General features: G+C 69.2%; 26 protein-coding genes. 12 read left to right on the top strand and 14 right to left on the bottom strand.

All coding sequences use genetic code 11. The features are described 5' to 3' along the window. Positions 1-13: 13 nt before the first annotated feature. The gene (locus FHT32_RS31655; RefSeq protein WP_176668512.1) at positions 14-784 is read right to left on the bottom strand and encodes a Crp/Fnr family transcriptional regulator; all 771 of its coding nucleotides are present in this window, start codon (positions 782-784) and stop codon (positions 14-16) included. Positions 785-875: 91 nt separating this feature from the next. Between FHT32_RS31655 and FHT32_RS31650 the strand changes: the two genes are divergently transcribed. After that, positions 876-1286, top strand: coding sequence for a BLUF domain-containing protein (locus tag FHT32_RS31650; protein ID WP_176668511.1), 411 nt, complete (start codon positions 876-878; stop codon positions 1284-1286). A gap of 63 nt (positions 1287-1349) precedes the next feature. On the opposite strand, the gene FHT32_RS31645 is transcribed toward FHT32_RS31650, so the two are convergent. Then, complete coding sequence (locus FHT32_RS31645) at positions 1350-1667, bottom strand: DUF2917 domain-containing protein (protein ID WP_176668510.1); 318 nt, start codon at positions 1665-1667, stop codon at positions 1350-1352. A gap of 170 nt (positions 1668-1837) precedes the next feature. On the opposite strand from FHT32_RS31645, the gene FHT32_RS31640 reads away from it, so the two are divergent. Next, positions 1838-2821: a LysR substrate-binding domain-containing protein gene (locus FHT32_RS31640; RefSeq protein WP_176668509.1), complete on the top strand. Its 984-nt coding sequence runs from the start codon at positions 1838-1840 to the stop codon at positions 2819-2821. A gap of 170 nt (positions 2822-2991) precedes the next feature. Here FHT32_RS31640 and FHT32_RS31635 read toward each other — a convergent pair whose 3' ends face one another. Continuing rightward, positions 2992-3609, bottom strand: a complete 618-nt coding sequence (locus FHT32_RS31635) for a 5-formyltetrahydrofolate cyclo-ligase (RefSeq protein WP_176668508.1) — start codon at positions 3607-3609, stop codon at positions 2992-2994. Between the two features lie 9 nt (positions 3610-3618). Here FHT32_RS31635 and FHT32_RS31630 point away from each other — a divergent pair, with 9 nt between their 5' ends. The 3 genes from FHT32_RS31630 to FHT32_RS31620 all read left to right on the top strand — a co-directional run bounded on the left by FHT32_RS31630 (position 3619) and on the right by FHT32_RS31620 (position 7000). Beyond that, positions 3619-5649, top strand: coding sequence for a lytic transglycosylase domain-containing protein (locus FHT32_RS31630; RefSeq protein ID WP_176668507.1), 2031 nt, complete (start codon positions 3619-3621; stop codon positions 5647-5649). Positions 5650-5664: 15 nt separating this feature from the next. After that, the gene (locus FHT32_RS31625) at positions 5665-6201 is read left to right on the top strand and encodes an MgtC/SapB family protein (protein WP_176668506.1); all 537 of its coding nucleotides are present in this window, start codon (positions 5665-5667) and stop codon (positions 6199-6201) included. A gap of 109 nt (positions 6202-6310) precedes the next feature. Then, complete coding sequence (locus FHT32_RS31620; RefSeq protein WP_176668505.1) at positions 6311-7000, top strand: glutathione S-transferase family protein; 690 nt, start codon at positions 6311-6313, stop codon at positions 6998-7000. 39 nt (positions 7001-7039) lie between these two features. On the opposite strand, the gene FHT32_RS31615 is transcribed toward FHT32_RS31620, so the two are convergent. Then, complete coding sequence (locus FHT32_RS31615) at positions 7040-7765, bottom strand: OmpW family protein (RefSeq protein ID WP_176668504.1); 726 nt, start codon at positions 7763-7765, stop codon at positions 7040-7042. A gap of 165 nt (positions 7766-7930) precedes the next feature. Between FHT32_RS31615 and FHT32_RS31610 the strand changes: the two genes are divergently transcribed. The 5 genes from FHT32_RS31610 to otsA all read left to right on the top strand — a co-directional run bounded on the left by FHT32_RS31610 (position 7931) and on the right by otsA (position 15288). After that, positions 7931-9094 (top strand): multifunctional CCA addition/repair protein, encoded by a 1164-nt coding sequence (locus tag FHT32_RS31610; RefSeq protein ID WP_176668503.1) that lies wholly within the window; start codon positions 7931-7933, stop codon positions 9092-9094. Positions 9095-9171: 77 nt separating this feature from the next. Continuing rightward, the gene (locus FHT32_RS31605; protein WP_176668502.1) at positions 9172-11028 is read left to right on the top strand and encodes a hybrid sensor histidine kinase/response regulator; all 1857 of its coding nucleotides are present in this window, start codon (positions 9172-9174) and stop codon (positions 11026-11028) included. A 93-nt stretch (positions 11029-11121) separates the two neighbouring features. Continuing rightward, positions 11122-11928 (top strand): trehalose-phosphatase, encoded by an 807-nt coding sequence (gene otsB / locus FHT32_RS31600; protein WP_176668501.1) that lies wholly within the window; start codon positions 11122-11124, stop codon positions 11926-11928. After that, positions 11925-13847: a glycoside hydrolase family 15 protein gene (locus tag FHT32_RS31595; protein WP_176668500.1), complete on the top strand. Its 1923-nt coding sequence runs from the start codon at positions 11925-11927 to the stop codon at positions 13845-13847. Before otsB ends, FHT32_RS31595 begins: the two co-directional genes overlap by 4 nt. A gap of 55 nt (positions 13848-13902) precedes the next feature. After that, on the top strand, positions 13903-15288 hold the full coding sequence (gene otsA / locus FHT32_RS31590) for an alpha,alpha-trehalose-phosphate synthase (UDP-forming) (RefSeq protein WP_176668499.1): 1386 nt from the start codon (positions 13903-13905) through the stop codon (positions 15286-15288). 44 nt (positions 15289-15332) lie between these two features. Here the strand turns inward: otsA and FHT32_RS31585 are convergent, their stop codons facing one another. Further along, positions 15333-15674, bottom strand: a complete 342-nt coding sequence (locus FHT32_RS31585) for a hypothetical protein (RefSeq protein ID WP_176668498.1) — start codon at positions 15672-15674, stop codon at positions 15333-15335. A gap of 172 nt (positions 15675-15846) precedes the next feature. Between FHT32_RS31585 and FHT32_RS31580 the strand changes: the two genes are divergently transcribed. Beyond that, on the top strand, positions 15847-17292 hold the full coding sequence (locus FHT32_RS31580) for a PLP-dependent aminotransferase family protein (protein ID WP_176668497.1): 1446 nt from the start codon (positions 15847-15849) through the stop codon (positions 17290-17292). A gap of 6 nt (positions 17293-17298) precedes the next feature. Here FHT32_RS31580 and FHT32_RS31575 read toward each other — a convergent pair whose 3' ends face one another. From FHT32_RS31575 to hisN, 5 genes are read right to left on the bottom strand one after another with little or no spacing between them, the layout of a single operon-like run. Beyond that, a complete protein-coding gene (locus FHT32_RS31575) occupies positions 17299-17745 on the bottom strand; it encodes a DUF1877 family protein (RefSeq protein WP_176668496.1) in 447 nt (148 codons plus the stop codon). Next, a complete protein-coding gene (locus FHT32_RS31570; protein WP_176668495.1) occupies positions 17742-19289 on the bottom strand; it encodes a tetratricopeptide repeat protein in 1548 nt (515 codons plus the stop codon). Before FHT32_RS31570 ends, FHT32_RS31575 begins: the two co-directional genes overlap by 4 nt. Positions 19290-19326: 37 nt before the next feature. After that, positions 19327-20253 carry an ROK family protein gene (locus FHT32_RS31565; RefSeq protein WP_176668494.1) on the bottom strand — a complete coding sequence of 309 codons (927 nt, stop codon included), beginning with the start codon at positions 20251-20253 and terminating at the stop codon, positions 19327-19329. Positions 20254-20292: 39 nt separating this feature from the next. Continuing rightward, positions 20293-20487 carry a DUF2905 domain-containing protein gene (locus tag FHT32_RS31560; protein ID WP_176668493.1) on the bottom strand — a complete coding sequence of 65 codons (195 nt, stop codon included), beginning with the start codon at positions 20485-20487 and terminating at the stop codon, positions 20293-20295. Positions 20488-20499: 12 nt separating this feature from the next. Then, the gene (gene hisN / locus FHT32_RS31555) at positions 20500-21276 is read right to left on the bottom strand and encodes a histidinol-phosphatase (protein WP_176668492.1); all 777 of its coding nucleotides are present in this window, start codon (positions 21274-21276) and stop codon (positions 20500-20502) included. A 114-nt stretch (positions 21277-21390) separates the two neighbouring features. Between hisN and FHT32_RS31550 the strand changes: the two genes are divergently transcribed. Beyond that, positions 21391-21789 carry a DUF5329 family protein gene (locus FHT32_RS31550; protein WP_176668491.1) on the top strand — a complete coding sequence of 133 codons (399 nt, stop codon included), beginning with the start codon at positions 21391-21393 and terminating at the stop codon, positions 21787-21789. A gap of 5 nt (positions 21790-21794) precedes the next feature. On the opposite strand, the gene FHT32_RS31545 is transcribed toward FHT32_RS31550, so the two are convergent. From FHT32_RS31545 to FHT32_RS31530, 4 genes are all read right to left on the bottom strand, one after another. After that, positions 21795-22664 carry an ABC transporter permease gene (locus FHT32_RS31545; RefSeq protein WP_176668490.1) on the bottom strand — a complete coding sequence of 290 codons (870 nt, stop codon included), beginning with the start codon at positions 22662-22664 and terminating at the stop codon, positions 21795-21797. Beyond that, on the bottom strand, positions 22661-23506 hold the full coding sequence (locus FHT32_RS31540; protein WP_371132305.1) for an ABC transporter ATP-binding protein: 846 nt from the start codon (positions 23504-23506) through the stop codon (positions 22661-22663). The genes FHT32_RS31545 and FHT32_RS31540 overlap by 4 nt, the downstream gene beginning before the upstream one ends. 80 nt (positions 23507-23586) lie before the next feature. Further along, complete coding sequence (locus FHT32_RS31535) at positions 23587-24597, bottom strand: ABC transporter substrate-binding protein (protein ID WP_176668489.1); 1011 nt, start codon at positions 24595-24597, stop codon at positions 23587-23589. A gap of 24 nt (positions 24598-24621) precedes the next feature. Further along, entirely contained in the window at positions 24622-25512 is an 891-nt protein-coding gene (locus FHT32_RS31530) for a TauD/TfdA family dioxygenase (RefSeq protein WP_176668488.1), read from the bottom strand. Between the last annotated feature and the right edge of the window lie 287 nt (positions 25513-25799).

Genomic DNA, 25799 nt, shown 5'->3' with positions numbered 1-25799 from the left:
CGGCAGGCGGAGCTCAGAACAGCGGTGTCGGCCGCATCGGCCGCTCGAAGTAGTCGCCCAGCGCTTCGAGCGCATGCGGCTCCATGATGCGCAGCCAGCCGGCGTCGATCTTGTACAGCCCCAGGCGCTGCAGCCGCCGCAGCGTCTTGTTGGTGTGCACCAGCGAAAGCCCCAGCGCGTCGGCGATGTGCTGCTGGCTGAACGGAAACTCGACCCAGCCGTCGCGCTCCATGCCTACGCGCTGCGCCCGGCGGTACAGGTGCATCAGCAGCATCGCCACCCGCTCGCCGGCATTGCGCCGGCCGGTGGTGACGAGGTTGTCGTCCACCATCTTCTCCTCGCGCGCGGCCAGCCAGGTGATGTCGTAGCCGAGCTTGGGCTGCGCATGGAACAGCTCCCACAGCCGGTCGCGCGAGAAGGCGCACAGCGTGACGTCGGTGACCGCCTCGACGCCGTGGGTCTGGCCGTCGGCGAACTCGTCCTGCAGGCCGAGGAAATCGCCGGCCACCAGGAAGCTCAGGATCTGCCGCCGGCCGTCGCTCAGCGTCTTGTAGCGGAATGCCCACCCCGCGTAGAGGGTGAACAGCTGCGGGCTGCGCCGGTGCTCCTCGATGATCGAGCCGCCGGCCTCCACGTGGCGGGCGCCCACGCGGAAGGACTGGATGGTCTTCAGCTCCTCCTGCGAGCACGGCAGGAAGGCGTCGAGGCGGCGCAGCGCGCACCGGTCGCACGGATTCGCGCCGACGGGCGGGGCCGCGGCAGCTGGGTAGTCCTCGAATTTCACACCGCACTATAGGCGGCCGGCCTGTGTCTTTTGACATTTCGAGGCCTTCCCCGCCCACCTACACTCGGCGCGCCCCTCCGACTCCGAACGCATGACCGACGAAGCAACGCTCCCACTTCACGAAATCTTCTACTGCAGCATGCTCTCGCACAGCCTGCCCCCGCAGACCGTGGGACAGATCGTCTCCCGGGCCCGTACCCAGAACGCGCTGCACGGCATCACGGGCCTCCTGGTGTTCGACGGAATGCGTTTCTGCCAGCACCTGGAAGGCCCGGCCGACGCCGTCAGTGCGCTGATGGAGCGGATCGAGAAGGATCCGCGCCATGTGGACGTCAGGGTGGTCCACCGGGCCCCTCTGGAAGTTCGCCGCTACAGCGGCTTCGGCATGGGGCTGGCGGAATGCGAGGGTCCCGACCTGATGGCGGGCGTGCATGCGCTGACCGGGGAAGCGGCGCTGAGGCACTTCCTGGCGCTGGTACCCAGCTTCGACATCAACGGCTGAGCGGCCCCAAAAAAGGAAAAGGCGGCCGAAGCCGCCTTTTCAAGCACCTGGAGACTGGAACGATCAGGCGTTGTCCCAGCTGTAGGTGGCGCCATAGCCATCCCACGCCTCCATCACGATGCGCTGGCCTGCGGCCACCATCAGCGACTCGCCGGGTGCGAGCACCAGGTCTTCGCTGGGGTTAGCGAGCGTGGCGTCCGGCGTGATCCACACGCGGCCCTGCCTGACGCGCAGGATGCTGGCCGCCCGCGCCTTCAGGCTCATCGCCTCGCCGGGAGCGATCTGCCACGCACCGCGGCGCACGGCCGGCGGAACGGTGGCGGCGCGAGCCGGGACGGTGAGGGACGAGAGCGATTCGGTGGTGCAGACGGCGGTGGACATGGTGTAACTCCTTGGGGCTGTGCCGACGCGCTTGACAGAAAGAGGCAATGGCGCAGTTCGGGAATGAATGATCGTTTCTACGGCGTTGGCGGTCCAATGAAAACGAGGTAGCCTACTGATGCTGGTTTCGCATCAATTGACCGGCCGCGAACCGCCCTCGATTCATACCCATGCAACATTCCCAGACCCATCTGCGCTCCCGCCCGATCTCCGCGGGGCACCTGCGCGCCTTCGAGGCGGTGGCCCGCCACCTGAACTTCCGGGCGGCGGCGGAGGAAATGGCACTGACCCAGTCGGCGGTGAGCCGGCAGATCCAGTCGCTGGAAGAAGAAGTGGGCGTGGCCCTGTTCCTGCGTCATACGCGCGCGGTGGAGCTCACCAGCGCCGGGGCCCTGCTGCTGCTGGCGGTGCAGCAGTCGCTGCCGCGCATCGACACGGCCGTGCGCCAGATCCGCCAGAGCGCGGGGCGCCAGAGCGTGTCGCTGACCACTTTCGCCTCCTTCGCCTCGATGTGGCTGATCCCGCGGCTGGAGGCCTTCCAGCGGGACAACCCCGAGATCGACATCCGCATCGACGCCAGCGACGTGGCGGTCGACCTCGACGTGGCCGACGTGGACATCGCCCTGCGCTACGGCCCGCGCGATTCCATGCCCTCCGGCGCCGTGCGCCTGTTCGGCGAAACGCTCACGCCCGTGGCCAGCCCCTGGCTGCTGAAGAGCAGCCCGCCGATCAAGACGCCGGAGGACATGACCCGGTTCACGCTGATCGAGGCCGGCGACGCCCACCGCACGCACCTCGAATGGCTGACCTGGCGCCGCTGGTTCGAGGTGAACGGGCTGGAGCGCGCACAGCCCAAGCGCTGGCTGTATTTCAACTACGCCTACCAGATGGTGCAGGCCGCCCTCACCGGTCAGGGCGTGACCCTGGCGCGCAGCTCGCTGATCGCCGAGAGCCTGGCCAACGGCGACCTCGTCGAGGTGCTGCCGCAGCACCGCATGGATTCGCCGATGTCCTACTGGATGATCGCCGGCCCGCGCAGCATGCAGCGCCCGGAGATCAGGGCCTTCTGCGACTGGCTGCAGTTGCAGGCCGTGACCACGCGCGAGACCATCGGCGAAGTGCCCGACCCGGACACCGTCGACGACATCGACTGAGGTTCAAGAGAAAGAACAGCCTGGCAGCTTCTTCCAGGAACACCGCGGAACCGGCTCCGCCGGGCCGCTGGTGTTGCCCCCGGAAGGGGGTTGGCGAAGCGACACGAAGTGCGCGAAGACTGGGGGAGAGCCCAGTGCGCGACACGAAGCGCGCGAAGCCTGGGGGAGAGTCAGGCCACGGGCCAGACGACGCCGTTGTCGTTGAGGATGGCGTCCAGCGGCAGGTCGTGCGCCTCGGGCACGAAGTCCGCGACGAAGCCGTTGGTGAAGCCCAGCCCCACCGTGAACGGCCGGGGCTCCAGCGCCGCCAGCGTGCGGTCGTAGAAGCCGCCGCCGTAGCCCAGCCGGTAGCCGCCGGCGCTGTAGCCCACGCAGGGCACGAAGAGCAGCGTGGGCACGATCAGCTCGGTGTCCTTGGGCTTGGGAATGCCGTAGGCGTCTTCCTCCATCTGGCAGCCCGGATACCAGGCGTGGAAGGTCAGGGTCTTGTGAACTTTGTCGATCACCGGCAGTCCGATGCGGCGGCGCTGCGGCTCTTCCATGAGCTCGCCGTCCTCCTTCCAGCGGTGCAGTGCGGGCAGCGGATCGAACTCGCCCTTGATCGGCCAGTAGGCGCCGATCACCGTGTCGGGCCGGCCCACGAGCCAGATCCGCATCACGCGCTGCAGCAGGTCGGCGCGTGTCAGCCGGTCGGGCATCGCCAGACGTTGCTCGATGAGGGCTTTCCTCAACTGTTCCTTAAGAAAACTCGCCGTTGCCGAGGTGTCGGCACCCTTTGACTTGTCCATAATCCCCCGATGCAGTTCCCAAGCATTTTGGCATCCAAGCGCTGCCATCCGCGCAATGCGGTCCCCGCGCTGGTTTTTTCCGCGGTTATCGCCTTCGCCGCACTGCTCTCGCAGCAGCCCGCCGCGGCCCAGAGCAACACCAACGACGACGTCCTGATCCAGATGAAGCAGGCTTTCCAGCGCGGCGACAAGGCCCGGCTGACGGCATTGCTGCCTCAGGCCCGCGGCCATGCGCTCGAACCCTGGGCCGCCTACTGGGAACTCAAGGCCCGCCTGCAGGAAGCCGCCCCGAATGAAGTGCAGGACTTCTACGCCCGCTACCCCGGCACCTACCAGGAAGACCGCCTGCGCAACGACTGGCTGCTGCTGACCGGCCAGCGCCGCGACTGGGACAACTTCTCCGCCTCGCTCGACGGCTACCGCATGGGCGACGACGCGCAGGTGCGCTGCTACGCGATCCTGGTCGACGCGCTGCGCAGCGGCACCGCCACGCAGGCGCAGGCCGACGAGGTGCGCCGCAACTGGTTCGCCCAGAAGGACCTGGACGACGGCTGCCTCACCGCCGCCGACCGCATGGTCGCCGCCCGCCTGCTGTCGACCAACGACGTCTGGAAGAAGGCTCGCCTGGCCATGGAGGCCAACCGCCCGCAGGCCGCGCGCGCCGCCGTCACCATCGCCGCGCCCGACGCGCTGCCGCTCTTCGAGGAGCTCAACGCGAGCTCGGCCAAGTTCCTGACCGGCCGCGCCTTCGTGGCCGCCAAGTCGCGCAAGGAGCTGGTGGTGCTCGCGCTCATCAAGGTCGCCATCGCCGACCCCGAGCAGGCCGCCTCGCAGCTCGACAGCAAGTGGGGCCCGATGCTCTCGGCCGAGGAGCGCAACTGGCTCTGGGGCACCATCGGCCGCGCCGCCGCCATCAAGCTGTGGCCGCAGGCCGGCAGCTACTTCGCCAACGTCACCAAGAACGGCGACCTGTCCGACGACATGCTCGCCTGGCGCGTGCGCGCCGCGCTGCGCGCCGGCCAGTGGAAAGAGGTGGTGCCTGCCATCAACGCGATGAGCGAGACCGCCCAGCTCGACCCGACCTGGGTCTACTGGAAGGCCCGCGCGCTGGCCAGCGCGGGCGGCGACGACCGCCGCGCCCAGGCCCGCGAGCTCTACCAGAGCATCGCCGGCTCGCGCGGCTTCTACGAAATGCTGGCGCTGGAGGAACTGGGCCAGCGCACCGTGGTGCCCACGCGCCCCGCCCCTCTCACGCCCGAGGAGAAAGCCGCCGCGCGCAGCAACCCCTCTCTGGCGCGCGGCCTCTACGCCATCGCCATCGGCCTGCGCCCCGAGGGCACGCGCGAGTGGAACTACGCCACCAACCTGCACGACAAGGGCGGCATGGACGACCGCGCGCTGCTGGCCGCGGCCGACTTCGCCTGCCAGCGCGAGGTGTGGGACCGCTGCATCAACACCAGCGAGCGCACCAAGGGCGTGGTCGACGTGGAGCAGCGCTTCCCCATGCCCTTCCACGACACGGTGCTGCGCAAGAGCCAGGACATCGGCCTCGACCCGGCCTACGTCTACGGCCTGATCCGCCAGGAAAGCCGCTTCATCATGGACGCGCGCTCCGGCGTCGGCGCCTCGGGCCTGATGCAGGTCATGCCCGCCACCGCGCGCTGGACGGCCCGCAAGATCGGCCTGAGCGACTTCTCGCCCAGCCAGATCAACGACCGCGAGACCAACATCACCATCGGCACCAACTACCTGAAGCTCGCGCTCGACGACTTCGACGGTTCCATGGCGCTGGCCGCCGCCGCCTACAACGCCGGCCCCGGCCGCCCGCGCAGCTGGCGCAACGGGCCGGTGCTCGACGCCGCCATCTGGGCCGAGAACGTGCCCTTCAACGAGACGCGCGACTACGTGAAGAAAGTGCTGGCCAATACCACCAACTACGCCGCCATCATCAGCGGGCGGCCGCAGTCGCTGAAGGAGCGCCTGGGCCGCGTCGGCCCGCGCGACGCCTCCGAGCCCGAGCCGAACAAGGACCTTCCCTGAAGCCAGCCATCTGACATGAGCTGGCGCGACGAAGTCCTCGACACCATCGCGTCCGAGTTCTCGGATGCGGGCGACGTCGCCCAGCTCACGCGCATCGTGCTGCGCCTCACGCTCGCGGGCGCGCTGGGCTTCGCACTCGGCTTCGAGCGCGAGCAGCAGGGCAAGGCCGCCGGCGTGCGCACACACATGCTGGTGGCGATCGGATCGGCGCTGTTCGTGCTGATCCCGCAGCAGACCGGCATCGTGCCGGCCGACATGAGCCGCGTCATACAGGGGCTGGTGGCGGGCGTGGGCTTCCTGTGCGCCGGCACCATCCTCAAGCAGGGCAAGGACGAGAGCCACGTGCAGGGCCTGACCACGGCCGCCGGCCTGTGGATGACGGCCGCCATCGGCATGGCCTGCGGGCTCGGCCGCGAGGTGACGGCCGTGGCGAGCGCGCTGCTCGCGCTCGCCGTGCTGGCGCTGGTGCCGCGCCTGGTGAGCCTCGTCGAGCGCGTGTCCGGGCCGAAGAAGCAGAACGGGAGCGGCAAGGACGGCAGCCGCCGGCACTGACAGCGCGCCACTGCATCAATTGGCGCCTCGTTCGGCATCAATCGCCCTCCGGCGCACGGCTAGCATCGAAGGCTTTGTTTCAAACCCCGCAACGGACCGGAGATCCCTCATGCGCAAGCTCTACGTCGGCAACAAGAACTACTCGTCATGGTCCATGCGGCCCTGGGTGCTGATGAAGCAGGCCGGCATCGACTTCGAGGAAGTCGCCGTGCGCTTCGATTCCTTCGAGGCCGACTCGCAGTTCAAGCACACCATCGGCGCGCTGAACCCGGTGGCCAAGGTGCCAGTGCTGGTGGAAGACGACGGCCTCGTCATCTGGGACACGCTGGCCATCTCCGAATACCTCGCCGAGACCTTTCCCGAGAAGCAGCTCTGGCCCCGCGCCGCGGCCGACCGGGCGCGCGCCCGCAGCGTCTGCGCCGAGATGCACTCGGGCTTCGGCGGCCTTCGCAACCACTGCGGCATGAACCTCGAAGCCTCGCTGCCCGAGGTGGGCGCGCGGCTGATGAAGGAAGTGCCCGAAGTCGCCAGCGACCTCGCGCGCATCGTGCAGATGTGGGGCGGCCTGCTCGACGCGCATGGCGGCCCGATGCTGTTCGGGCGCGAGTTCGGCATCGCCGACGCCTACTTCGCGCCGGTCGGCACCCGCATCAAGACCTACGGCCTGCCAGTGCCGGCGCACATCACGGCCTACATCGAACGCGTGCAGGCGCTGCCGGGCGTCAAGGCCTGGATCGATGCGGGGCTCGCGGAAAAGGACTTCCTGCAATTCGAAGAGCCCTACCGCACGGGGCGATAGGGCTCTTCGAAAGGCCAGGACTGCCGCCTCGGCGGGGGATCAGAACCTGTACGTCGCCGACACGTAGGTGACGATCGGGTTCAGCTTCAGGCTGGCCTCGCTGGTGGCCACGGGCAGGCCGTAGACCGAGGTGGTCGTCAGCTTGGCCTTGGTCTTCAGGGGGATGTACGACACCGAGAACGAGATGCCCCAGTGCTTGTCGAACTGGTAGGCGGCGCCCACGTTGATCACCGGCGCGAAAGAGCTGTCGAGCTTGGCCGTGGTGTTCACGGCGAAGGGCGACTGGTGGAACTGCGAGGCCAGCGCGCCCTGCAGGTTCGGGGTCAGCTTGACGTCGCTGTACCAGACATAGGTGGCACCCAGGCCCACGAAGGGACGGAAGGCGTCGTTGGCTTCGTTGAAGAAATACTTGCCCAGGATCGTCGGGCTCCACTGGCGGGCCTCGCCGAGTTGCCCCACGCGCCCGAGGGTGCCGGTGCCGTTGAGCTTGAACTTCGGGGGCACGCCGAACACGCCTTCCACCGCCCAGTGGCTGTCCAGGAAATAGGTGGCGCTGAGACCGAGGGTGTCGGAGTCGCTCACGCTGGCACCGGAACCGGCCAGCACGCTCGGAATGGGCGAAGTCACGGTCAGCGGCTTGCTCGAATCCTGCGGTGACAGATGGAACCACCCTGCACCGACGACCCAGTCGCCGGCCTGTTGCGCCATCGCGCTGCCGGACGCCAGGGCGCCCAGGGCTGCAAGCGCAATCGTTGTTTTCTTCATGATGAGAATTACTCCTTTGTATTGAAATATCCCTCTACGGATGCGGGCATCGGCTGTGACCGCCGCTGTAAATCTTCCGCATGACGACAGATTGCCCGGTCCGGTCGCCAGATTATCGAACGACCGTTCTATTTTCAATCCGGGGAGTATCCCTACACTGCGGCCATGAAGATCTTTCTCGTCGGCGGCGCGCTGCGCGACCGCCTGCTGGACCGCCCGGTATCCGACCACGACTGGCTGGTGGTCGGCGCCACGCCCGAGGAAATGGTGGCGCGCGGCTACCTGCCCGTGGGGCGCGACTTTCCGGTGTTCCTGCACCCCCGGACGCGCGAGGAATACGCGCTCGCCCGCACCGAGCGCAAGAGCGCGCCGGGCTATCGCGGCTTCACCGTGCACGCGGCGCCCGACGTCACGCTCGAACAGGACCTTGCGCGCCGCGACCTCACCGTCAACGCCATCGCGCTGCCGGCCGAGCTGGTGGGTGCCGACGGCCGCTTCGAGCCCACGCCCGAGACCCTGGCCGACCCCTTCCACGGCCAGCGCGACCTGCGCGACAAGGTGCTGCGCCACGTGACCGACGCCTTCCGCGAGGACCCGGTGCGCATCCTGCGCGTGGCGCGCTTCGCCGCCCGCTTCGACGATTTCGGCGTGGCGCCGGAAACCATGGCGCTGATGCGCGAGATGGTGGCGGCCGGCGAAGTCGACGCGCTCGTGCCGGAGCGCGTGTGGCAGGAGCTGTCGCGCGGCCTGATGGAAACGCGCCCTTCCCGCATGTTCGAAGTGCTGCGCGAGTGCGGTGCGCTGGCGGTGCTGCTGCCCGAGATCGAAGCGGACGCACGAACCATGCGGTCGATCGACCTCGCCGCGCGGCAGGAGGCGCCGCTGGCCGTGCGCTTCGCCTGCCTGACCGGTGGCCTCGGCCGGAGCGGGCCTTCCGGTCTGAAGGCGCTGCATGCGGTGTGCGAACGCTGGCGCGTGCCGGTGGAGATCCGCGAACTGGCCGAGGTGGTGGCGCGCGAACACGGCCACATCGACGGCAGCGGCGCGCTCGACGCCGCCGGCCTGGTCCGACTGCTGGAGCGCTGCGATGCCTTCCGCAAGCCGGCGCGCTTCGCCGAGGCGCTGCAGGCCTGCGAGTGCGATGCGCGCAGCGCCAGCGACGCACCCTACGCGCCGCGCCAGCGCCTGCTCGCGGTGCTGGCCACGGCGGCGGCCGTACCCACCGACGTGGTGGCCAGGGCCGCCCAGCAGTCCGGCGCCGCCGGACCGAAGATCGGCGAGGCCATCCACCGGGCACGTGTGGAGGCTGTCGCCGCATCGCTCGCCTGAACATCTCCTGAAGGCTGCCCGCCGGGACATGACTTCTGGCACTTCCCGGTGCAGGCCCGCTCGCTAGCATCGGCCGGGTGAATGCCACCGCGCCGCAGCCGTCACGCGAATCCGCCGACTTCCCCCTCCCCGCGGGGCCGGACGAACTGGCCCTGCGCGTGCTGCGCGAGCACGTGGCCTCGGTGTACGCGGCCTACAACGCGTCGGTGTTCGTGCACTTCGGCCTGGGCGCGGCGCTGGGCACCGCCATGTACGTGCACCAGCCGCGCACCTGGATCCTGGTCTGGATGGCGGTGCATCTCTCGCTCGGACTGTTCCTCTTCCTCATGCCGCGCTGGCACCCGGGCGTGCCGCTCGCCGACACCAGGCGCTGGGCGCGCCGGCACTCGCGCACCGTCACCGCCGTGGGCGTGGGCATGGCGAGCGCGCCGCTGCTGTTCATCTCGCCCGACGACCTGCCCGTGACCTCGGTGGTGACGGTGGTCATCATCGGCAGTTGCGCCCGCGCCATGCAGCTGCTGTGGCCGCTCAGGCCCGCGCTGTACGGCTACACCCTGCCGATGATGCTGAGCCTGATCGCCGTACTGGCCTGGCAGGGCGACGCGATGCACTTCTTCCTCGCGCTCTTCAGCCTGGGCTACCTGCTGTTCACGCTGCGCGTGGGCAACCAGCAGCACAGGCTTCTGACCGACTCGCTGGTGCTGCGCTTCGAGAACGAGGCGCTGGCCGGACAGCTCGGCAGGCAGATCGCCGTGGCCGAGCGCGCGAGCGCGGAGAAGACGCGCTTCCTCGCGACCGCCAGCCACGACCTGCGCCAGCCGCTGCACGCGATCGCCCTGTTCGGCGCCGCGCTGGAAAACGAGCTGCGCGAGCACCACGGCGGGCGCAATGCGCGGCAGCTGATGCGCGCGGTGAACGCGCTGGGCAATTCGCTGGACACCATGCTCGACGTGTCGCGCCTCGACGCGGGCGTGGTCACTCCCACCGTGGTGCCCGTGCCGCTCGACGCGCTGTTCCGCTCGCTCAACCACATGTTCGCGGCGCGAGCCGAGCAGCGGCAGCTCCAGCTGCGCGTGCAGGCCAGCGGCCTGTGGGTGCGCAGCGACCCACAGCTGCTGTACCGCATGCTCTCGAACCTCGTCGACAACGCGCTGAAGTACACGGCACACGGCGGCGTCGCGGTGCGAGCCCGCGCGCGGGGCGACATGGTGTGGATCGAGGTGTTCGACACCGGCATCGGCATCGCGCCCGAGCAGCAGGAGCGCGTGTTCGAGGAGTACTACCAGGTGCACAACCCGGGCCGCGACCGCACGCAGGGCCTGGGCATCGGCCTGTCGATCGTGCAGCGGCTCTCGCGGCTCCTGGGGCACCCGGTGCAGCTGAAGTCGCGCCCGGACCGCGGCAGCCGCTTCCGCCTTCAGCTGCCGGCCTCCGGCGCGGACGAGGCGACGGCGCCCGCCGCGGGTTTTGCCCCGCCCTTCGCCGGCGAGGCCATGCCCGATCCGGCGCGCACCGTGCGAACGCCCCTGGCAGCACGCGGACGCATCCTGCTGATCGACGATGAGGCGGAAGTGCGAGAGGCCATGGCCGGCTTCTTCCAGGCCCACGGCCTCGCGGTGGAGGCCGCGTCCGACGAGGCCGAAGCCGCCGAGCTGCTCGCCCGGCCCGTCACGCGCGAGCACCCGTTCGTGCTGCTGGTGTGCGACTACCGCCTCGCCGACGGCGACAACGGGCTCGACGTCGGCCGGCGGCTGCAGCGCCGCTTCGACCTGCAGGCGCCGCTGCTGCTGGTGACAGGCGAGACCTCGCCCGAGCGGCTGCAGCGCGTGCGCGCCTCGGGCGTGCCGGTGCTGTTCAAGCCGGTGAACGCCGCGGCGCTGCTGGGCGTGCTCGCCGAGCTGGTCCCCCAGGCGGAGACGGAAACGGCTCACTGACCGCTGTTCCGAAATCAGCCCCGGGGCAGGCCGCGAGGAGATTGGGCTTTCGCCGACAAGCGCCGCGCACGGCGCGTGTTAAGGTTTTTCCCGATGCCAAAGTCCTCCAGCAACACCTCGCAGTTGCCACCTCCGTTGGGCCGGGACGCAGCCCTCTTCCTCGACTTCGACGGTACGCTCGTCGGACTCGCGCCCACGCCTGAAGCCATCGAGATCCCGCCGGCCCTCGTGCCCCTGCTGGGCGACCTGCGCGACCAGCTGGGCGGCGCGCTCGCCGTGGTGTCGGGCCGCCAGATCGACTCCATCGACCGTTTCCTCGCGCCGCTGCGGCTGCCCGCGGCCGGCGAGCACGGGGTGCAGCGCCGCGACGCCGCCGGCCGCATGCAGGAGCAGCGCCCGCCCGATCTCGTGCCCGTCCTGGACATCGCCAACGAACTCGCGCGCGTGCACGAGGGCCTGCTGGTGGAGCGCAAGCACGCGGCCATCGCCCTGCACTACCGGCTCGCGCCGCAGCTGGAGGCGGTGTGCCGCGACGCGATGTCGCGCGCCATCGCGAACCATCCGCAGCTGGAGCTGATGCACGGCAAGTTCGTGTTCGAGGTGAAGCCAGCGGGCGTCAACAAGGGCATCGCCATCGACGCCTTCATGACCGAGGCGCCCTTCGCGGGCCGCACGCCCGTCTTCCTCGGCGACGACACCACCGACGAGAGCGGCTTTGCCGTGGTGCAGCCGCGCGGCGGCGTCGCCATCAAGGTCGGCTCCGGTCCGAGCCTGGCGCTGCACCGCCTCGAATCGCCGCTGGCCGTGTACGAATGGCTCGTGCAGGCGCGCGACATGCTCGCGGCACGTCCGCAGGACACCGCAAGCCAACCCGAAGAATCACCCAGGAGCCCCCGATGAGCGAACAACAACTGCCGGTGGCGCCCGAGGACCGCGCCGGCCAGGCGCTGGCGGGCGCGGCCGGCCCCGCCGACCGCGCGCCGGTCGACGCGCAGGCCGCCGCAGCCCCCGGGCCGCGAGGATTCGCGCCGCCGGCCGAACCCTCGCTCAACGTGGGCGTGATCGGCAACTGCGCCTACAGCGCGCTCATCGACGCGCGCGGGCGCGCCGTGTGGTGCTGCCTGCCGCGCTTCGACGGCGACCCGGTGTTCAACGCCCTGCTGCACCCCGGCGAAGATGCCGGCGCCTGGAGCATCGACATCGAGGACTTCGCCGAGGCGAAGCAGTGGTACGAGCCGAACACCGCCGTGCTGCGCACGCAGCTCTTCGACAGCGCGGGCCAGGGCATCGAGATCACCGACTTCGCGCCGCGCTTCTACAGCCGCTCGCGCTACTTCCGCCCGCTGATGCTGGTGCGCCGCGTGCGGCCCATCGCGGGCGCGCCGCGCGTGCGCGTGTCGCTCGACCCGCGCTTCCAGTGGGGCTCGTCGGCGCCGGTGGAGGTCACGCGCGGCAGCAACCACATCCGCTACGTCGGGCCCGACGTGACGCTGCGGCTGAACACCGACGCCTCGATCTCGCACATCCTCTCGCGCCAGCCCTTCGTGCTCTCGCGCGAATACAACTTCATGTTCGGCGTGGACGAGACGCTGATGGACGGCATCGCCGACACCGCGCGCCGCTTCGAGCAGGAGACCATCTCCTACTGGCGCACCTGGAGCAAGCGCCTGGCCATTCCCCTGGAGTATCAGGACGCGGTGATCCGAGCGGCCATCACGCTGAAGCTCTCGCTGTACGAGGACACCGGCGCCATCGTCGCGGCCATGACCACCAGCATTCCCGAGGCGCCGGGCAGCCAGCGCAACTGGGACTACCGCTACTGCTGGCTGCGCGACGCCTTCTTCGTGGTGCGGGCGCTCAACTCGCTGAGCGAGGTGGGCACCATGGAGGACTACCTGCGCTGGCTCGGCAACGTGGTGATCGGCTCGCATGGCGAGCACATACAGCCGCTGTACGGCATCGGGCTGGAGCGCGAGCTGCCCGAGTCCTTCGTCGACGGCCTGCCGGGCTATCGCGGCATGGGCCCGGTGCGCGTGGGCAACCAGGCGCAGGAGCACTTCCAGCACGACGTGTACGGCAACATCGTGCTGGGCGCGGCGCAGGCCTTCCACGACCAGCGGCTGCTCAGCCGCGCGGGGCTGGCGGAGTTTCCGCACCTGGAGGCGGTGGGCGAGCGCGCGGTGGCGGTCTACGGCACGCCCGACGCCGGCATGTGGGAGCTGCGCACCCGCGCGCGCGTGCACACCAGCTCGGCGCTGATGAGCTGGGCCGCCTGCGACCGGCTCGCGAAGATCGCGCGCACGCTGGGGCTGCCGGAGCGCGCCGCCTACTGGCACGGGCATGCCGCGCGCATGAAGGAGGAGATCCTCGCCAAGTCGTGGTGCGAGGAGCGCCAGGCCTTCGCCGAGAGCTTCGGCGGGCACGAGCTCGACGCGAGCATCCTGCTGATGGTGGAAGTGGGCCTGATCGACGCGCGCGACCCGCGCTTCATCTCCACCGTGGACGCCATGGAAAAGTCGCTGTGCGACGGCCCCTACATGCGCCGCTACGAGGCCGCCGACGACTTCGGCAAGCCCGAGACCGCATTCAACATCTGCACCTTCTGGCGCATCGATGCGCTCGCCAAGATCGGCCGCAAGGCCGAGGCGCGCCAGATCTTCGAGACCATGCTCGCGGCGCGCAACCCGCTGGGCCTGCTGTCGGAGGACACGCACCCGGTCACGGGCGAGATGTGGGGCAACTTTCCGCAGACCTATTCGATGGTCGGCATCATCAACGCGGCCATGCGCCTGTCCGCCCCCTGGGATTCGTGCATATGAAACAGGCCCCCCGGCTTTTCACTCCATTCGCCCGCGGCCTCCGCAAGGAGGCTCCATGAGCCGCCTCGTCGTCGTTTCCAACCGCGTGGCCGACCCGCGCAAGCCCGCCGCCGGCGGCCTGGCCGTGGCGCTGGGCGAGAGCCTGCAGCAAAGCGGCGGCCTGTGGTTCGGCTGGAGCGGACAGATCGTCGAGGGCGGCCCGACCGGCGAGGGCGAGCTGCACAGGCAGCAGGCCGGCAAGGTCACGCTCGCCACCATCGACCTGAGCCGCGAGGACCACGACAGCTACTACCTCGGCTACAGCAACGACGTGCTCTGGCCGGTGTTCCACGACCGCCTGGACCTCGCGCACTTCGACGCCGGCTTCGTGGGCGGCTACCGGCGCGTGAACCAGCTGTTCGCGCGCAAGCTGCTGCCGCTCTTGAAGGACGACGACATCATCTGGGTGCACGACTACCACCTGATCCCGCTGGCCGCCGAGCTGCGCGCCATGGGCTGCAGGCAGCGCATCGGCTTCTTCCTGCACATTCCGCTGCCGCCGCAGATCATCATCGCGGCCATTCCGCAGCACGAGTGGCTGATGCGCTCACTGTTCTCGTACGACCTGATCGGCTTCCAGGCGCAGCAGGACGTGCAGCACTTCGAGCACTACGTGCGCAACGAGGCCCATGGCGAATACCTGGGCAGCGAGATGTACCGCGCCTACGGCCAGACGGTGCGCGCCGCCGCTTTCCCCATCGGCATCGACGTGGACGAGTTCGCCGCACTCACGCATGCGAAGGAGTCGCGCGACATGTACGAGACCATGAAGCGCGAGTACTCGCAGCGCCGGCTGCTCATGGGCATCGACCGGCTCGACTACTCCAAGGGCATCCCGCAGCGGGTGCGCGCGTTCCGCGAGCTGCTGGCGAACTACCCCGAGAACCGGCGCAGCGCCACGCTGATCCAGATCGCCTCGCCCACGCGCGAGACGGTCGACGCGTATGCCGACATCCGGCGCGAGCTCGAATCGCTGTGCGGCGCCATCAACGGCGACTACGGCGAGCTCGACTGGATGCCGGTGCGCTACATCCACCGCATGGTGGCGCGCAAGCGCGTGCCGGGGCTGTGCCGCGCGGCGGCCGTGGGGCTGGTGACGCCGCTGCGCGACGGCATGAACCTCGTCGCCAAGGAATACATCGCGGCGCAGGACCCGGCCGACCCGGGCGTGCTGGTGCTGTCGCGCTTCGCCGGCGCGGCCGAGCAGCTCAGGGAGGCGCTGCTGGTGAACCCCTACGACACGCACGGCACGGCGCAGACCGTGCAGCAGGCGCTGCAGATGCCGCTGGAAGAGCGGCGCGAGCGGCACCAGAAGCTGCTGTCGCGCATCCGCGAACATGACATCCACTGGTGGCGGCGCAGCTTCCTCGATGCGCTGCGCCAGGCGGCGAGCGAGCGCTGAGCCCCGCCCGGGCAAGTCCGGGCGCTCCCCAGCGATCGCGGCTGCTACCAGCCGGTCAGCAGCCGCACGAACCGCATGACGGGCCGGGCCTCGGCCGCAGCCGCCCTCGACGCCCGCTGCGCGGCCAGCGGCGCGTGCACCCTCAGGTGCACCGGCGTCAGCGCCCTCACCTCGATCCAGCCGCCGTGCGGCAGCCGGTGCACGTCGCCCTCCTCGAGCGGCGTCTCGGTCATGAACACAGTCTCGCCCAGCCAGCCGGGCGGCGAGACCACGCGGGCGCGCCCTTCGGCCAGCTGCAGCCACGCGCCTGCATCGACCGGCAGGCGCAGCGACTGGCCGGGCTCAAGAACGATGGAATCGGGCGCTTGGGAGAGGGTGGTGATCATGGCGAACCTCGGTTGAACGAGGCTTCATCGTAGGAATTCCGGCGCCCGGAAAACAGGCACACGCAATGGCTATTGCAGCCGTAACAGAGGAGGCGCAAAGGCATCTGTTATGGTCGTTTTCCCAACCAACTGCATCTGTTTTCGGATGCCCGATGCGGGGAACATCGACCCCATGGATTCGCTACCGCTCTACCGCCAGCTTTCCGCGCACTACGTGGATGCGATCCACACCGGCTCGCTCAAGCAGGGCGACAGGCTGCCCTCGCTGCGCAGCCTGATGCGGCTGCACGACATCAGCCTGTCGACCGCGCTGCAGGTCTGCCGCGCCATGGAAAGCGACGGCTGGGTCGAGGCGCGCGACCGCTCCGGGTATTTCGTGCGCCGGCCGCAGCGGCTGGCCATCGCGCCGATGGAAGAGCCGGTGGCCCACGTGCCGCCCGACCCGGCGCAGTTCGTGAGCATGCGCGCGCGCATGGCCAACTTCATGGCGCGCGGCCGGCACACCGGCGTGAAGCTCAACTTCGCGATCGCCCGCGCCGCGCCCGAGCTGTATCCCGCGGAGGCGCTACGCAACTCGATGACGCGCGCGCTGCGCCAGCGGCCCGAGCTGCTGACCACCGCCTCGTCGCAGAAGGGCCACCAGCAGTTCCGCGAGGCGCTGGCCCAGCGCAGCCTGCGCGTGGGCATGACGGTGCCGCCCGACGAGGTGCTCGTCACCAACGGCTGCATCGAGGCGCTGAACCTCGCCCTGCGCGCCATCGCGAAGCCCGGAGACACCGTGGCAGTGGAATCGCCCACCTTCTACGGCCTGCTGCAGGTGCTCGAGAGCCTGGGGCTGCGTGCACTGGAAATCCCGACCAGCCCGCAGACCGGCATCTCGCTGGAAGCACTCGACCTCGCGATCCACACCTATGACGACATCAAGGCCGTGGTGGTGGTGCCGCACCTGCAGAACCCCATCGGCAGCATGATGCCCGACAGCCACAAGCAGCGGCTCGCGCACCTGTGCGAGAACCACGGCATCGCGCTGGTCGAGGACGACACCTACAGCGACCTCGTGGAGAGCGACGCGCCGCTGCGCGCCCTGAAGTCGTGGGACCGCACGGGCAACGTGATCTATTGCGCCTCGCTGCACAAGGTGCTGGCGCCGGGGCTGCGGCTGGGCTGGATCACCGCCGGGCGCTGGCATGCGCAGGTGGAGATGCTCAAGTACGCCCAGACCCGCAACAACGAGGCGCTGGCGCAGATCGCCGCGGGCGAATACATCGCGAGCGGCGCCTACGACCGCCACCTGCGCAGGCTGCGCGAGCGGCTGCACGTGCAGCGCGACCAGACGGCGGACGCCATCGCCAGGTACTTCCCGGCGGGCACCCGCATGAACCTGCCGCGCGGCGGGCTCCAGCTGTGGGTGGAACTGCCGGGGCAGCGCTCGTCGGTGGACGTGTTCGACGCGGCGCTGCGCGAGCAGATGCTGGTGGCGCCGGGCGCGCAGTTCTCGAACTCGGGGCGCTTCGACAACTACCTGCGCATCAACTGCGGCTGGCCGTATTCGGATGCCGTCGAGGCCGGCCTGCGGCGGCTCGGCGAGATCGTCTCGGCCGTGCGGCCGGCGGGCTAGGCCCGTTCAGACGATATAGAACAGCACCGCGTCGCGCCTCGAGGCTGCGCCGGCGAAGAAGCGCTTGACGCCTTCCATGAAGTCCGCGAGGTCCTGCGCGCCGTCCTGCCAGACCTTGGCCCAGTACAGCTCGCCAAACTTCGCCGGCTCGCCCGTGAAGCGGCCGACGAGCTCGGCCACGTCGCATTCGGCGAGCCGCTGGGCCGCGCGCTCGACGTGGGCGGCCGTGAGATAGATGCAGCCCAGTCCGTCGGTGCCGTCGAGCTCCTCGCCGTCGACCGCCTCGGGCATCAGCGTGCGCACCACGTCCCAGGCCTGCTCCACCGTCTGGCTGTCGTGCGGGCCCCCCTGCGCGGCGGGCGAGTTCAGGAAGCCCGAGACGGTGGACGGATCGATCACCAGCGCGCGCAGTCGGTAGCGGTCGAGGGCGTAGAAGGCGGCGCCGACGCTCATGTGCTCGGTTCCATGCGAGCCGCGCGGGCGACGGCGGCGAGCGCGATGCTCACGCTGTCGATGTTGCGCTGCGCGTTGTCGATGTTCCTGAAATGGTCGGGCGTGCAGATCTGGTTGAGCAGCAGCGTGCGCTTGAAGTGCACGAGCGCCTGGCGCAGGTCGCCCTCTTCCTGCGCGATCAGGCCCAGGTCGTTGTGGGCGTTGGCGGCCGCCGCGGAAATGCCGCGGCAGCTGCGCTGCTGGATGTCGAGCGAGCGCTCGAACAGCTCGCGCGCACGGACGAAGTCGCGGCGCGACATGTGCAGGCTGGCGAAGTTGTTGAGCATGTCGGAGTGCAGCTCGGTGTCGCCCTCGCCCGGCGGGAGCTTGTCGAGGTGCACCAGGGCGCGGGCATAGCAGAGCTCGGCCTTCACGTCCTGCCCGGACTCGGCGTAGAGGAAGGCCAGGTTGTTGAAGGCGCGCACCACGCCGTCGCTGGAGCCGCCCCCGGCCTCGGAGACCGCCATGGCGATGGTCTTCTTGTAGAGTGCCTCGGCCTCGTCGGCCCGGCCGGCCGCGGCGTGCAGCAGCGCGAGCGTGTTGGTCGGCCCGCGCCGCCAGCTGTCGTCCAGGCCCAGTTGGCCGATCATCGCGAGCGCCTCGTCCGCCAGCGCCTGGGCCTTGTCGTTCCAGCGCAGCCGGCGGCACAGCTCGGCATGGCTGGACAGGTGCAGCACCACGGTCTTGTGGGGGCCGGCGTGCAGCCGCCGGCTGGCGGCGACGGCTTCGGCGCAGAGCTGCTCGGCGCCGGGCAGGTCGCCCTGGGCGAGCGCGTCGCGGTAGCGCGCCTCGCGATCGTCGAGCAGGTTCAGCAGCGCGCCCCCTTCGTCGGAGGTCGCGCCCCGCGCCTTGCGCTGCTCGATGCCGACCAGCGTCAGGTCCAGCGCCTTGCGGGCGACGTCCATGTCCTCGGCGGGCATGCCGATCTTGCGGCCGATGGAAAGGCTTTCCTCGAGGCTGGCCCGCGCCTTGTCGAAGGCATCGATCTGGTAGCAGGCCTGCCCGAGCATGCACAGGGTCATGGCGAGGTTCTGGTGCGGCCCCCTGAACACGCGGCGCATGGCCGCCACGATCTGATCGCCGATGGCGACGGCCTGAGCCCAGTCGCCGGCCTCGGCGGCGGCCACGAAGCGCTGCTGCAGCTTGTTGGCTTCGGCCAGGGCGGCGAGGTCGAAGTCCTTGGCGGCGTCCCTGGGCGCGGAACGACGAGAGGCTTGGCGCGCCGCGGGCGGGGCTTCGTCTTCCCCGTCGTCGTCGCCGGCCAGCTCCTGCTGTTGCAGCCGCTTCATCCGCTGCTGGATCCACCAGAGGTCGAACAGCATCCACGGCAGCAGCAACATCAGGCCGAAGCGGCCTCCCGACAGGCCAGCGATTCCGTACATCAGCAGCACCAGTTGCGCCGCGCCGCCGAGGTAGCTGCCCAAGTAGAAACGATGCGCGCCGATGAAGCCACCCACCAGCCACAGCAGGTAGGCAAACGAGCGACGGCGAGGCAGTGGGGTCATGGTTCGCCGGGTTGCGTGGGTTTGACCGTCCGTTCGTTCAGTCGAGCAGCGCGAGCGCCGCGTAGTCGCCGACCTTGTCGCCCAGGCCTGCGGGGACAAGGCGCACACCTTGCGTGAGCGGCGGCAGCTTGCCGTCGACGTGCGCCTGCAGCTTCGGCAGCAGGAAGTCGCGGTGGTGCCAGAACACGCTGCCACCCAGGCTGATGCGCTGCAGGTCGAGCGTGGCGATCAGGTTGTAGAGCATGCGGCCCATCACGCGGCACAGCGCGTCGACGATTTCCAGCGAGTGCCGCTCGCCGGCCGCCGCCGAGCTGAAAAGATCGGCCGCGGACTGGCCGAAGCGCCGAGCGATCGAGTTGCCGGCGATCAGACCTTCGACGTCGCCCACGTTGCCGCAGCCGCACAGCGCGCCGCTGGCGTCGTCCACCACGAAACTGTGGCCCGCGTGGCCGGCATTGCCGTTCTTCCCGCGCAGCGCACGGCCGTCCACGCACAGGCCGACGCCCACACCGGTGCTCCAGGTGACGTAGGCGCAGTCGTCCATGCCCTTGAGCGCGCCCCAGTGGCGCTCGGCCTCCAGCGCGGCCACCGCGTCGTTCTCGACCCGCACGCGGGCGAAGCGCTTCGCCAGCGGGGCCTCGATCAGCGCGGTCATCCAGTTGTTGGGGAGGCCTCGCGCCGGGCCGGCGATGCCGCCGCAGATGTTGGGCGTCGCTAGCTCGACCTTGCCGTCATGCAGCTCGAAGGGCCCTGCAGACGACACGCCCACGCGGTCGATGGTCGCCGGGTCGACCCCCTGCTCCGCGCAGACCTCGTCGATCATCCGCATGATCTGCACCGCCACCGCGTCGTTGTCGCCGGTCTTGGCCGTGGGCTCGCTGCGGCGGCCGATCAGCGGCGCGTCGCTCGAAGCGGAAAGGCTCACGGCCACCTTGGTGCCGCCGATGTCTACGCAGGCTCTCATCGCTGTTCGTCTTTTCCTTGTTTCGTTTCTCTGCTCTGCCTACAGAAGGCGCGCCACCAGCGACGCGATCATGCTGAGCACGATGGTGCTCGCGATCGGCAGCTGCCACTCGCGGCCGAAGGCGCGGAACTCGAAATCGCCGGGCAGCCGTCCGAAGCCGAAGCGGCGCAGCCAGGCGGTCAGGCCGCTCATGAGCACCAGCGCGAGGACGACGACGATCAGCCAGCGAAACATATGGACAGGAGTCTAGGCCGAGAGAATGGCCATCGCTTGCCGGTGGAGTTCGGGCGTTGCGGCCGCGATCACCCGTCCGTCGGACTTCAGGCCCAGCGGCTGGCCCTGCCAGTCGGTGATGACGCCGCCGGCCGCCTCGATCAGCCCGGCCGGGCCGAGGTAGTCGTAGGGCTGCAGGCCGGTCTCGACCACGAGGTCGATGGTGCCGCCGGCCAGCTGGGCGTAGCCGTAGCAGTCGCCGCCGAAGCGGCGCATGGCGCACTGGCGGCTGAGCCTGTCGAAGGCGGCCCAGTCGGCCGGCGCGAAGATGTCGGGCGAGGTGGTGACGATGCGGGCCTTGGCCACTTCGGTGCAGCCGCTCACGCGCACCGGCTGGCCGTCGCGCGTGGCACCCTGGCCCGCCACGCCGATCCAGCGCTCCTTGAGCACCGGCATGTCGATCATGCCCAGCGCCACTCGCCCGCCCTGCAGCACACCGATCAGCGTGCCCCACAGCGGCGAGCCGGTGATGAAGCTGCGCGTGCCGTCGATGGGGTCGAGCACCCAGATGCGCTCGGCGTCCAGCCGCTCGGGGCCGTGCTCCTCGCCGTAGATGCCGTCCGCCGGCACGCGCGCGCCGAGGATCTCGCGCATGGCCGTCTCGGCGGCGCGGTCGGCCAGCGTGACGGGGCTTTCGTCGGCCTTGGTGATGATGTCCAGCGGCGTGCGGAAGTAGTGCATCGACTTGGCGGCGGCGGCATCGGCCAGCGCTTCGGCGATCGGCGAGAGGTCGGAAATGGAGGGGCTCATGGAAGAGTGGGAAACGCGTGCCAAAACCTGCGATTAGACCCGAGCCGGGCGGGGTTTGACACGCCGGGCCGGCCAGCCCTAGCATGGCCCGAAATTTGCCAGGGACTACGACAAATGGCTTCCTTCACCCACCTCCGTTCGGCGCTGCTCGCCCTCGTGCTCGGCGCCACGGCCCTGCTGGCCCACGCCACACCCTCCGACACCGAAGACAAGCTGATCGACACGCTGATCCAGCGCGTCTCGAAGATGAGCTCGATGATCTTCCTGCGCAACGGCACCGAATACAACGCCGCCGACGCGGCCAAGCACATGCAGGCGAAGTACGACTACTTCAGGAAGGAACTGGTCACGGCCGAGGATTTCATCGAGCGCTGCGCCTCGCGCTCCGAAATGACCGGACAGGCCTACAAGGTCAAGCTCACCAACGGCACGGTGCGCGATGCGAACGAGTTCCTCAACGGCGAGCTGCGCGCGCTGCGGCAGGCCGTCGAGCCGAAGAAGACCGGCAGCTAGCCAGGCTAGCGCTGCTGCCCCCAGCGGCGCACCGTCAGCCGCTCGAGCGTCCTGAAGCCCAGGCTCTCGACCAGCAGGCCGATCAGCACCACCAGCGCGAGACCGGCGAATACGCGGTCGGTGTAGAGCTCGTTGCGGTTCTGGAAGATGTACCAGCCCAGCCCGCCCTTGCCCGAAGAAGCCCCGAACACCAGCTCCGCCGCGATCAGCGTGCGCCACGCGAAGGCCCAGCCGATCTTCAGCCCCGACAGGATCGACGGCAGCGCCGCCGGCACCAGGATCTGCAGCACGTAGCGCAGCCCCCTGAGCCCGTAGTTGCGCCCAGCCATCCGCAGCGTATCGGGCACGCCCTGGAAGCCCGCGTAGGTGTTGAGCGCCAGCGGCCAGAGCACCGAATGGATCAGCACGAACACCAGGCTGCCGCGCCCGAGCCCGAACCAAAGCAGCGCCAGCGGCAGCAGCGCAATGGCGGGCAGCGGGTTGAACATGGAGGTGAGCGTGTCCAGCAGGTCGCGGCCGATGCGCGTCGACACCGCCAGCGTGGTGAGCGCGAAGGCCAGCAGCACGCCCGCGACGTAGCCCTGCAGCAGCACGGCCAGCGAGATGCGCACCTTCTCGATCAGCTCGCCGCTGGCAAGCCCCTCGAACAGCGCCGCCGCGGTGGCGGTGAAGGTGGGCAGCAGCAGGTCGTTGTCCTGCCAGCGCGCCGCGAGCTCCCACAGGACGGCGATGACGGCGAGGATCAACCCCTTGCGCAGCCAGGCCTGCGACCAGATGCGCTCGCCCAGGGGCAGCCGGCGTTCGACCGGCACTTCGGTGAAAGGCTCGAGCGTGCGCTCGTATTCGGGGCGGATGGGCGGAACGACGGCACTCATGCGGCGGCCTCCTCGCTTGCCTGCCCTTCTTCCTCGAACAGCATGTCGTGGATGCGCTGCGCCGTGCCCTGGAATTCGGCACCGCCCAGGCTGTCGAGCGTGAAGGCGTGGCTGTTGATCTCGGCGCGCATGCGCCCCGGATGCGGCGACAGCAGCGCGATGCGATTGCCCACCACCAGCGCCTCCTCGATGGAGTGGGTGACGAACAGCAGCGTGAAGCGCACCTCGTCCCACAGCTCGAGCAGCTCCTGCTGCATCCTGCGGCGGGTGAGCGCATCGAGCGCGGCGAAGGGCTCGTCCATGAGCAGCACGCGCGGCTGCATCGCCAGCGCGCGGGCGATCGCCACGCGCTGCTTCATGCCGCCGGAGAGCTGGTGCGGATGCACGTCGGCGAACTTCGAGAGGCCGACCTTGTCGAGGTAGTGCAGCGCGCGTTCGGCCGCCTCCTTCCTGCCGAGCGTGCGCGAGGCCAGCAGCGGGAACATCACGTTCTGTTTCACCGTCTTCCACGGCGGCAGCTGGTCGAACTCCTGGAACACGACGATGCGGTCGGGACCGGGCTGCGCCACGCGCCTTTTGTCGAGGCGGATCTCGCCCTCGACCGGCGGGATGAACCCGGCCACGGCCTTCAGCAGCGTCGACTTGCCGCAGCCCGAGGGACCGAGCAGCACGAAGCGGTCGGCGGCATGGACGTCGAAGCTCACGCGGTGCGTGGCGCGGACCACGCGCTCTGGGGTGCGATATTCGAGGCTGACGTTGTCGACCTGCAGCAGCGGCGCGCTGTCTTGCTCCCTTTCCCGCTCGCGGGAGAGGGTCGGGGTGAGGGTTGGCGACGATGCCAGAGGCTCCCCCCTCACCCCCGCCCTCTCCCGATGGGAGAGGGAGTCACCGCGCGAATCGAGGACCGCCGCCGTGCCGCTCATCAGTTCCCCGACACGTTCTGCGCGTCGTCGAAGAAGTAGTCCTTCACCGAAGCCGGCTTGTTCTTGATCGCGCCCACGCGGTGCATGAACTCGGCCAGTGGATAGGTGTTCTGCGGCGTGGTCTTGAACTGCACCTCGGGGTTCTTGATGATTTTCAGCAGCAGGTCGCGATCGAGCTTCGCGTTGCTCACCTTCAGGTAGATGTCCGCCGCCTTCTCGGGATTGGCGGTGACGAACTTCGCCGCCTCGTCGAGCGCATCGACGAAGGCCTTGTACGTCTTCGGGTTCTCGCTGCGGAATTTCTCCGTGGCGTAGAGCACCGTCGCCGACGACGGCCCGCCCAGCACCTGGTACGAGTTGAGCACGATGCGCGCATTCGGATTGCCCGCGAGCTCCTGTTCCTGGAACGGCGGATTGCCGAAGTGCGCCGTGATCTCCGTGCCGCCCTTGATGATCGCCGCCGCCGCATCAGGATGCGGCACCGCCACGCTGATCTTGTCGAGCCTGTTGAATTCCTTGTCGCCCCACAGCTTGGCCGAGGCGAACTGCAGCACGCGCGACTGCACCGAAACGCCCACCGCGGGCAGCGCGATGCGGTCCTTGTCGGTGAAGTCGGCGATCGACTTCACGTTCGGGTTGTTGCTCACCAGGTAGTACGGGAAGTTGCCCAGCGAGGCCACGCCCTTCACGTTCTGCTTGCCCTTGGTGCGATCCCACAGCGTGAGCAGCGGCCCCACTCCGGCGCCCGCGATCTCGATGTTGCCCGACAGCAGCGCGTCGTTCACCGCCGAGCCGCCCGAGAGCTTGACCCACTCGACCTTGGCGTCGATGCCCGCGGCCTTCGCGTGTTTCTCGATGAGCTTCTGCTCCTGCGCCACGTTGAGCAGCAGGTAGACGATGCCGAACTGCTCGGCGATGCGGATCTGGCCTTCGGCCTGCGCGGAGAGGCTGCCGGCCAGAAGGCCGAGGCCGGCGGCGAGCGCCGCGACTTTGCGGGTGAAACGGTTCATTGGATCAGGAAGCGAAAAGGGAAATCAGAAAGGCGTGTCGCCGACGATGGTGGTGCGATTCAGGCGCCGGCGCAGGTGGTCGGGCGTACCCGCGGCCAGATGCATCAGCGAGCGGTTGTCCCAGAACACCAGGTCGTGCGGCGCCCAGGTGTGCCGATACACGAACTCGGGCTTCACGCTGTGCGCGAACAGCTCGGCGAGCAGCGCGTCGCTCTCTTCCTGCGGCAGCCCGACGATGCGCGTCGTGAAGTGCTCGCTGACGAAGAGCGCCTTGCGCCCCGTCTCAGGATGCGTGCGCACCACCGGCTGCACCGCGGGCGCGACCTGGTCGATCTGCGCCTGCGAGAGCTTCGGCCGCCAAGGGTTCTTGGCGCGTAGTTCCTCGTACTTCGCGAGGTAGCTGTGCTCGGCCTTCAGCGGCAGGATGCGCTGCTGCAGCTCGGGGCTCAGCGATTCCCAGGCCAGATGCTGATCGGCGAACAGCGTGTCGCCGCCTTCGCTAGGAAGCTCCTGCGCATGCAGCAGCGAGCCCAGGCTGGGCTTGGGCTTGTACGAGATGTCGGAGTGCCAGTAGACACCCGCGTCGCCGAGACCGATGGGCTCGCCGTTCTCCTTGATGTTGGAGACGATCAGGATCTCGGGGTGGTTCTTCAGCTGGAACTGGTGCAGGACGTGGATTTCGAGCGGGCCGAAGCGGCGGCTGAAGTCGATGTGCTCCTGCGGGGTGATCTGCTGGTTGCGGAAGACCAGGACGTGGTGGTCCAGGTGGGCTTTGTGGATGCGGGCGAAGTCTTCGGTGTTGATGGGCTTCGAGATGTCGAGGCCGAGGATTTCGGCGCCTACGGGGGCGGGGAAGGGGCGGACTTCGAAGTGCTGCGAGGGGGCGTCTACCTCGCTGGTTAGGGCGGCAGTCATGCCGGGAATGTAGGGGGCGGGGTTGGGATCGCCAACGAACTCTTTGTTGCTAGCTTATGACTTTGTTTTTTGGGCGTTTGTTTGGGGACTGAGGGGGTTTGCCTTGGCCTTGCCTCGGTGGGACGCTGTTGGGTGATTGCTTCCCGAGGCCGGGTCTCGGCCCGGCGGCCGACCTACTTTTCTTTGCTTCGCTGTATGGACCGGGGACCTGGGTAACAGGTGTGCGCGGACATGGGAAACACTCTGGCAGGTTATCGCCTTGCTGTCAGGGAGTGCAAGTCCAACCG

The organism is Variovorax sp. SG517 (genome assembly GCF_013376045.1).
In the GTDB taxonomy this organism is placed as follows: domain Bacteria; phylum Pseudomonadota; class Gammaproteobacteria; order Burkholderiales; family Burkholderiaceae_C; genus Variovorax.
This window is presented reverse-complemented; position numbering and strand designations above follow the sequence as displayed.

Coding starts and splice junctions, on each gene's coding strand:
- FHT32_RS31650 (WP_176668511.1), top strand. CDS start 876: ATGACCGACGAAGCAACGCTCCCACTTCACGAAATCTTCTACTGCAGC.
- FHT32_RS31645 (WP_176668510.1), bottom strand. CDS start 1,667: ATGTCCACCGCCGTCTGCACCACCGAATCGCTCTCGTCCCTCACCGTC.
- FHT32_RS31640 (WP_176668509.1), top strand. CDS start 1,838: ATGCAACATTCCCAGACCCATCTGCGCTCCCGCCCGATCTCCGCGGGG.
- FHT32_RS31635 (WP_176668508.1), bottom strand. CDS start 3,609: ATGGACAAGTCAAAGGGTGCCGACACCTCGGCAACGGCGAGTTTTCTT.
- FHT32_RS31630 (WP_176668507.1), top strand. CDS start 3,619: ATGCAGTTCCCAAGCATTTTGGCATCCAAGCGCTGCCATCCGCGCAAT.
- FHT32_RS31625 (WP_176668506.1), top strand. CDS start 5,665: ATGAGCTGGCGCGACGAAGTCCTCGACACCATCGCGTCCGAGTTCTCG.
- FHT32_RS31620 (WP_176668505.1), top strand. CDS start 6,311: ATGCGCAAGCTCTACGTCGGCAACAAGAACTACTCGTCATGGTCCATG.
- FHT32_RS31615 (WP_176668504.1), bottom strand. CDS start 7,765: ATGAAGAAAACAACGATTGCGCTTGCAGCCCTGGGCGCCCTGGCGTCC.
- FHT32_RS31610 (WP_176668503.1), top strand. CDS start 7,931: ATGAAGATCTTTCTCGTCGGCGGCGCGCTGCGCGACCGCCTGCTGGAC.
- otsB (WP_176668501.1), top strand. CDS start 11,122: ATGCCAAAGTCCTCCAGCAACACCTCGCAGTTGCCACCTCCGTTGGGC.
- FHT32_RS31595 (WP_176668500.1), top strand. CDS start 11,925: ATGAGCGAACAACAACTGCCGGTGGCGCCCGAGGACCGCGCCGGCCAG.
- otsA (WP_176668499.1), top strand. CDS start 13,903: ATGAGCCGCCTCGTCGTCGTTTCCAACCGCGTGGCCGACCCGCGCAAG.
- FHT32_RS31585 (WP_176668498.1), bottom strand. CDS start 15,674: ATGATCACCACCCTCTCCCAAGCGCCCGATTCCATCGTTCTTGAGCCC.
- FHT32_RS31580 (WP_176668497.1), top strand. CDS start 15,847: ATGGATTCGCTACCGCTCTACCGCCAGCTTTCCGCGCACTACGTGGAT.
- FHT32_RS31575 (WP_176668496.1), bottom strand. CDS start 17,745: ATGAGCGTCGGCGCCGCCTTCTACGCCCTCGACCGCTACCGACTGCGC.
- FHT32_RS31570 (WP_176668495.1), bottom strand. CDS start 19,289: ATGACCCCACTGCCTCGCCGTCGCTCGTTTGCCTACCTGCTGTGGCTG.
- FHT32_RS31565 (WP_176668494.1), bottom strand. CDS start 20,253: ATGAGAGCCTGCGTAGACATCGGCGGCACCAAGGTGGCCGTGAGCCTT.
- FHT32_RS31560 (WP_176668493.1), bottom strand. CDS start 20,487: ATGTTTCGCTGGCTGATCGTCGTCGTCCTCGCGCTGGTGCTCATGAGC.
- hisN (WP_176668492.1), bottom strand. CDS start 21,276: ATGAGCCCCTCCATTTCCGACCTCTCGCCGATCGCCGAAGCGCTGGCC.
- FHT32_RS31550 (WP_176668491.1), top strand. CDS start 21,391: ATGGCTTCCTTCACCCACCTCCGTTCGGCGCTGCTCGCCCTCGTGCTC.
- FHT32_RS31545 (WP_176668490.1), bottom strand. CDS start 22,664: ATGAGTGCCGTCGTTCCGCCCATCCGCCCCGAATACGAGCGCACGCTC.
- FHT32_RS31535 (WP_176668489.1), bottom strand. CDS start 24,597: ATGAACCGTTTCACCCGCAAAGTCGCGGCGCTCGCCGCCGGCCTCGGC.
- FHT32_RS31530 (WP_176668488.1), bottom strand. CDS start 25,512: ATGACTGCCGCCCTAACCAGCGAGGTAGACGCCCCCTCGCAGCACTTC.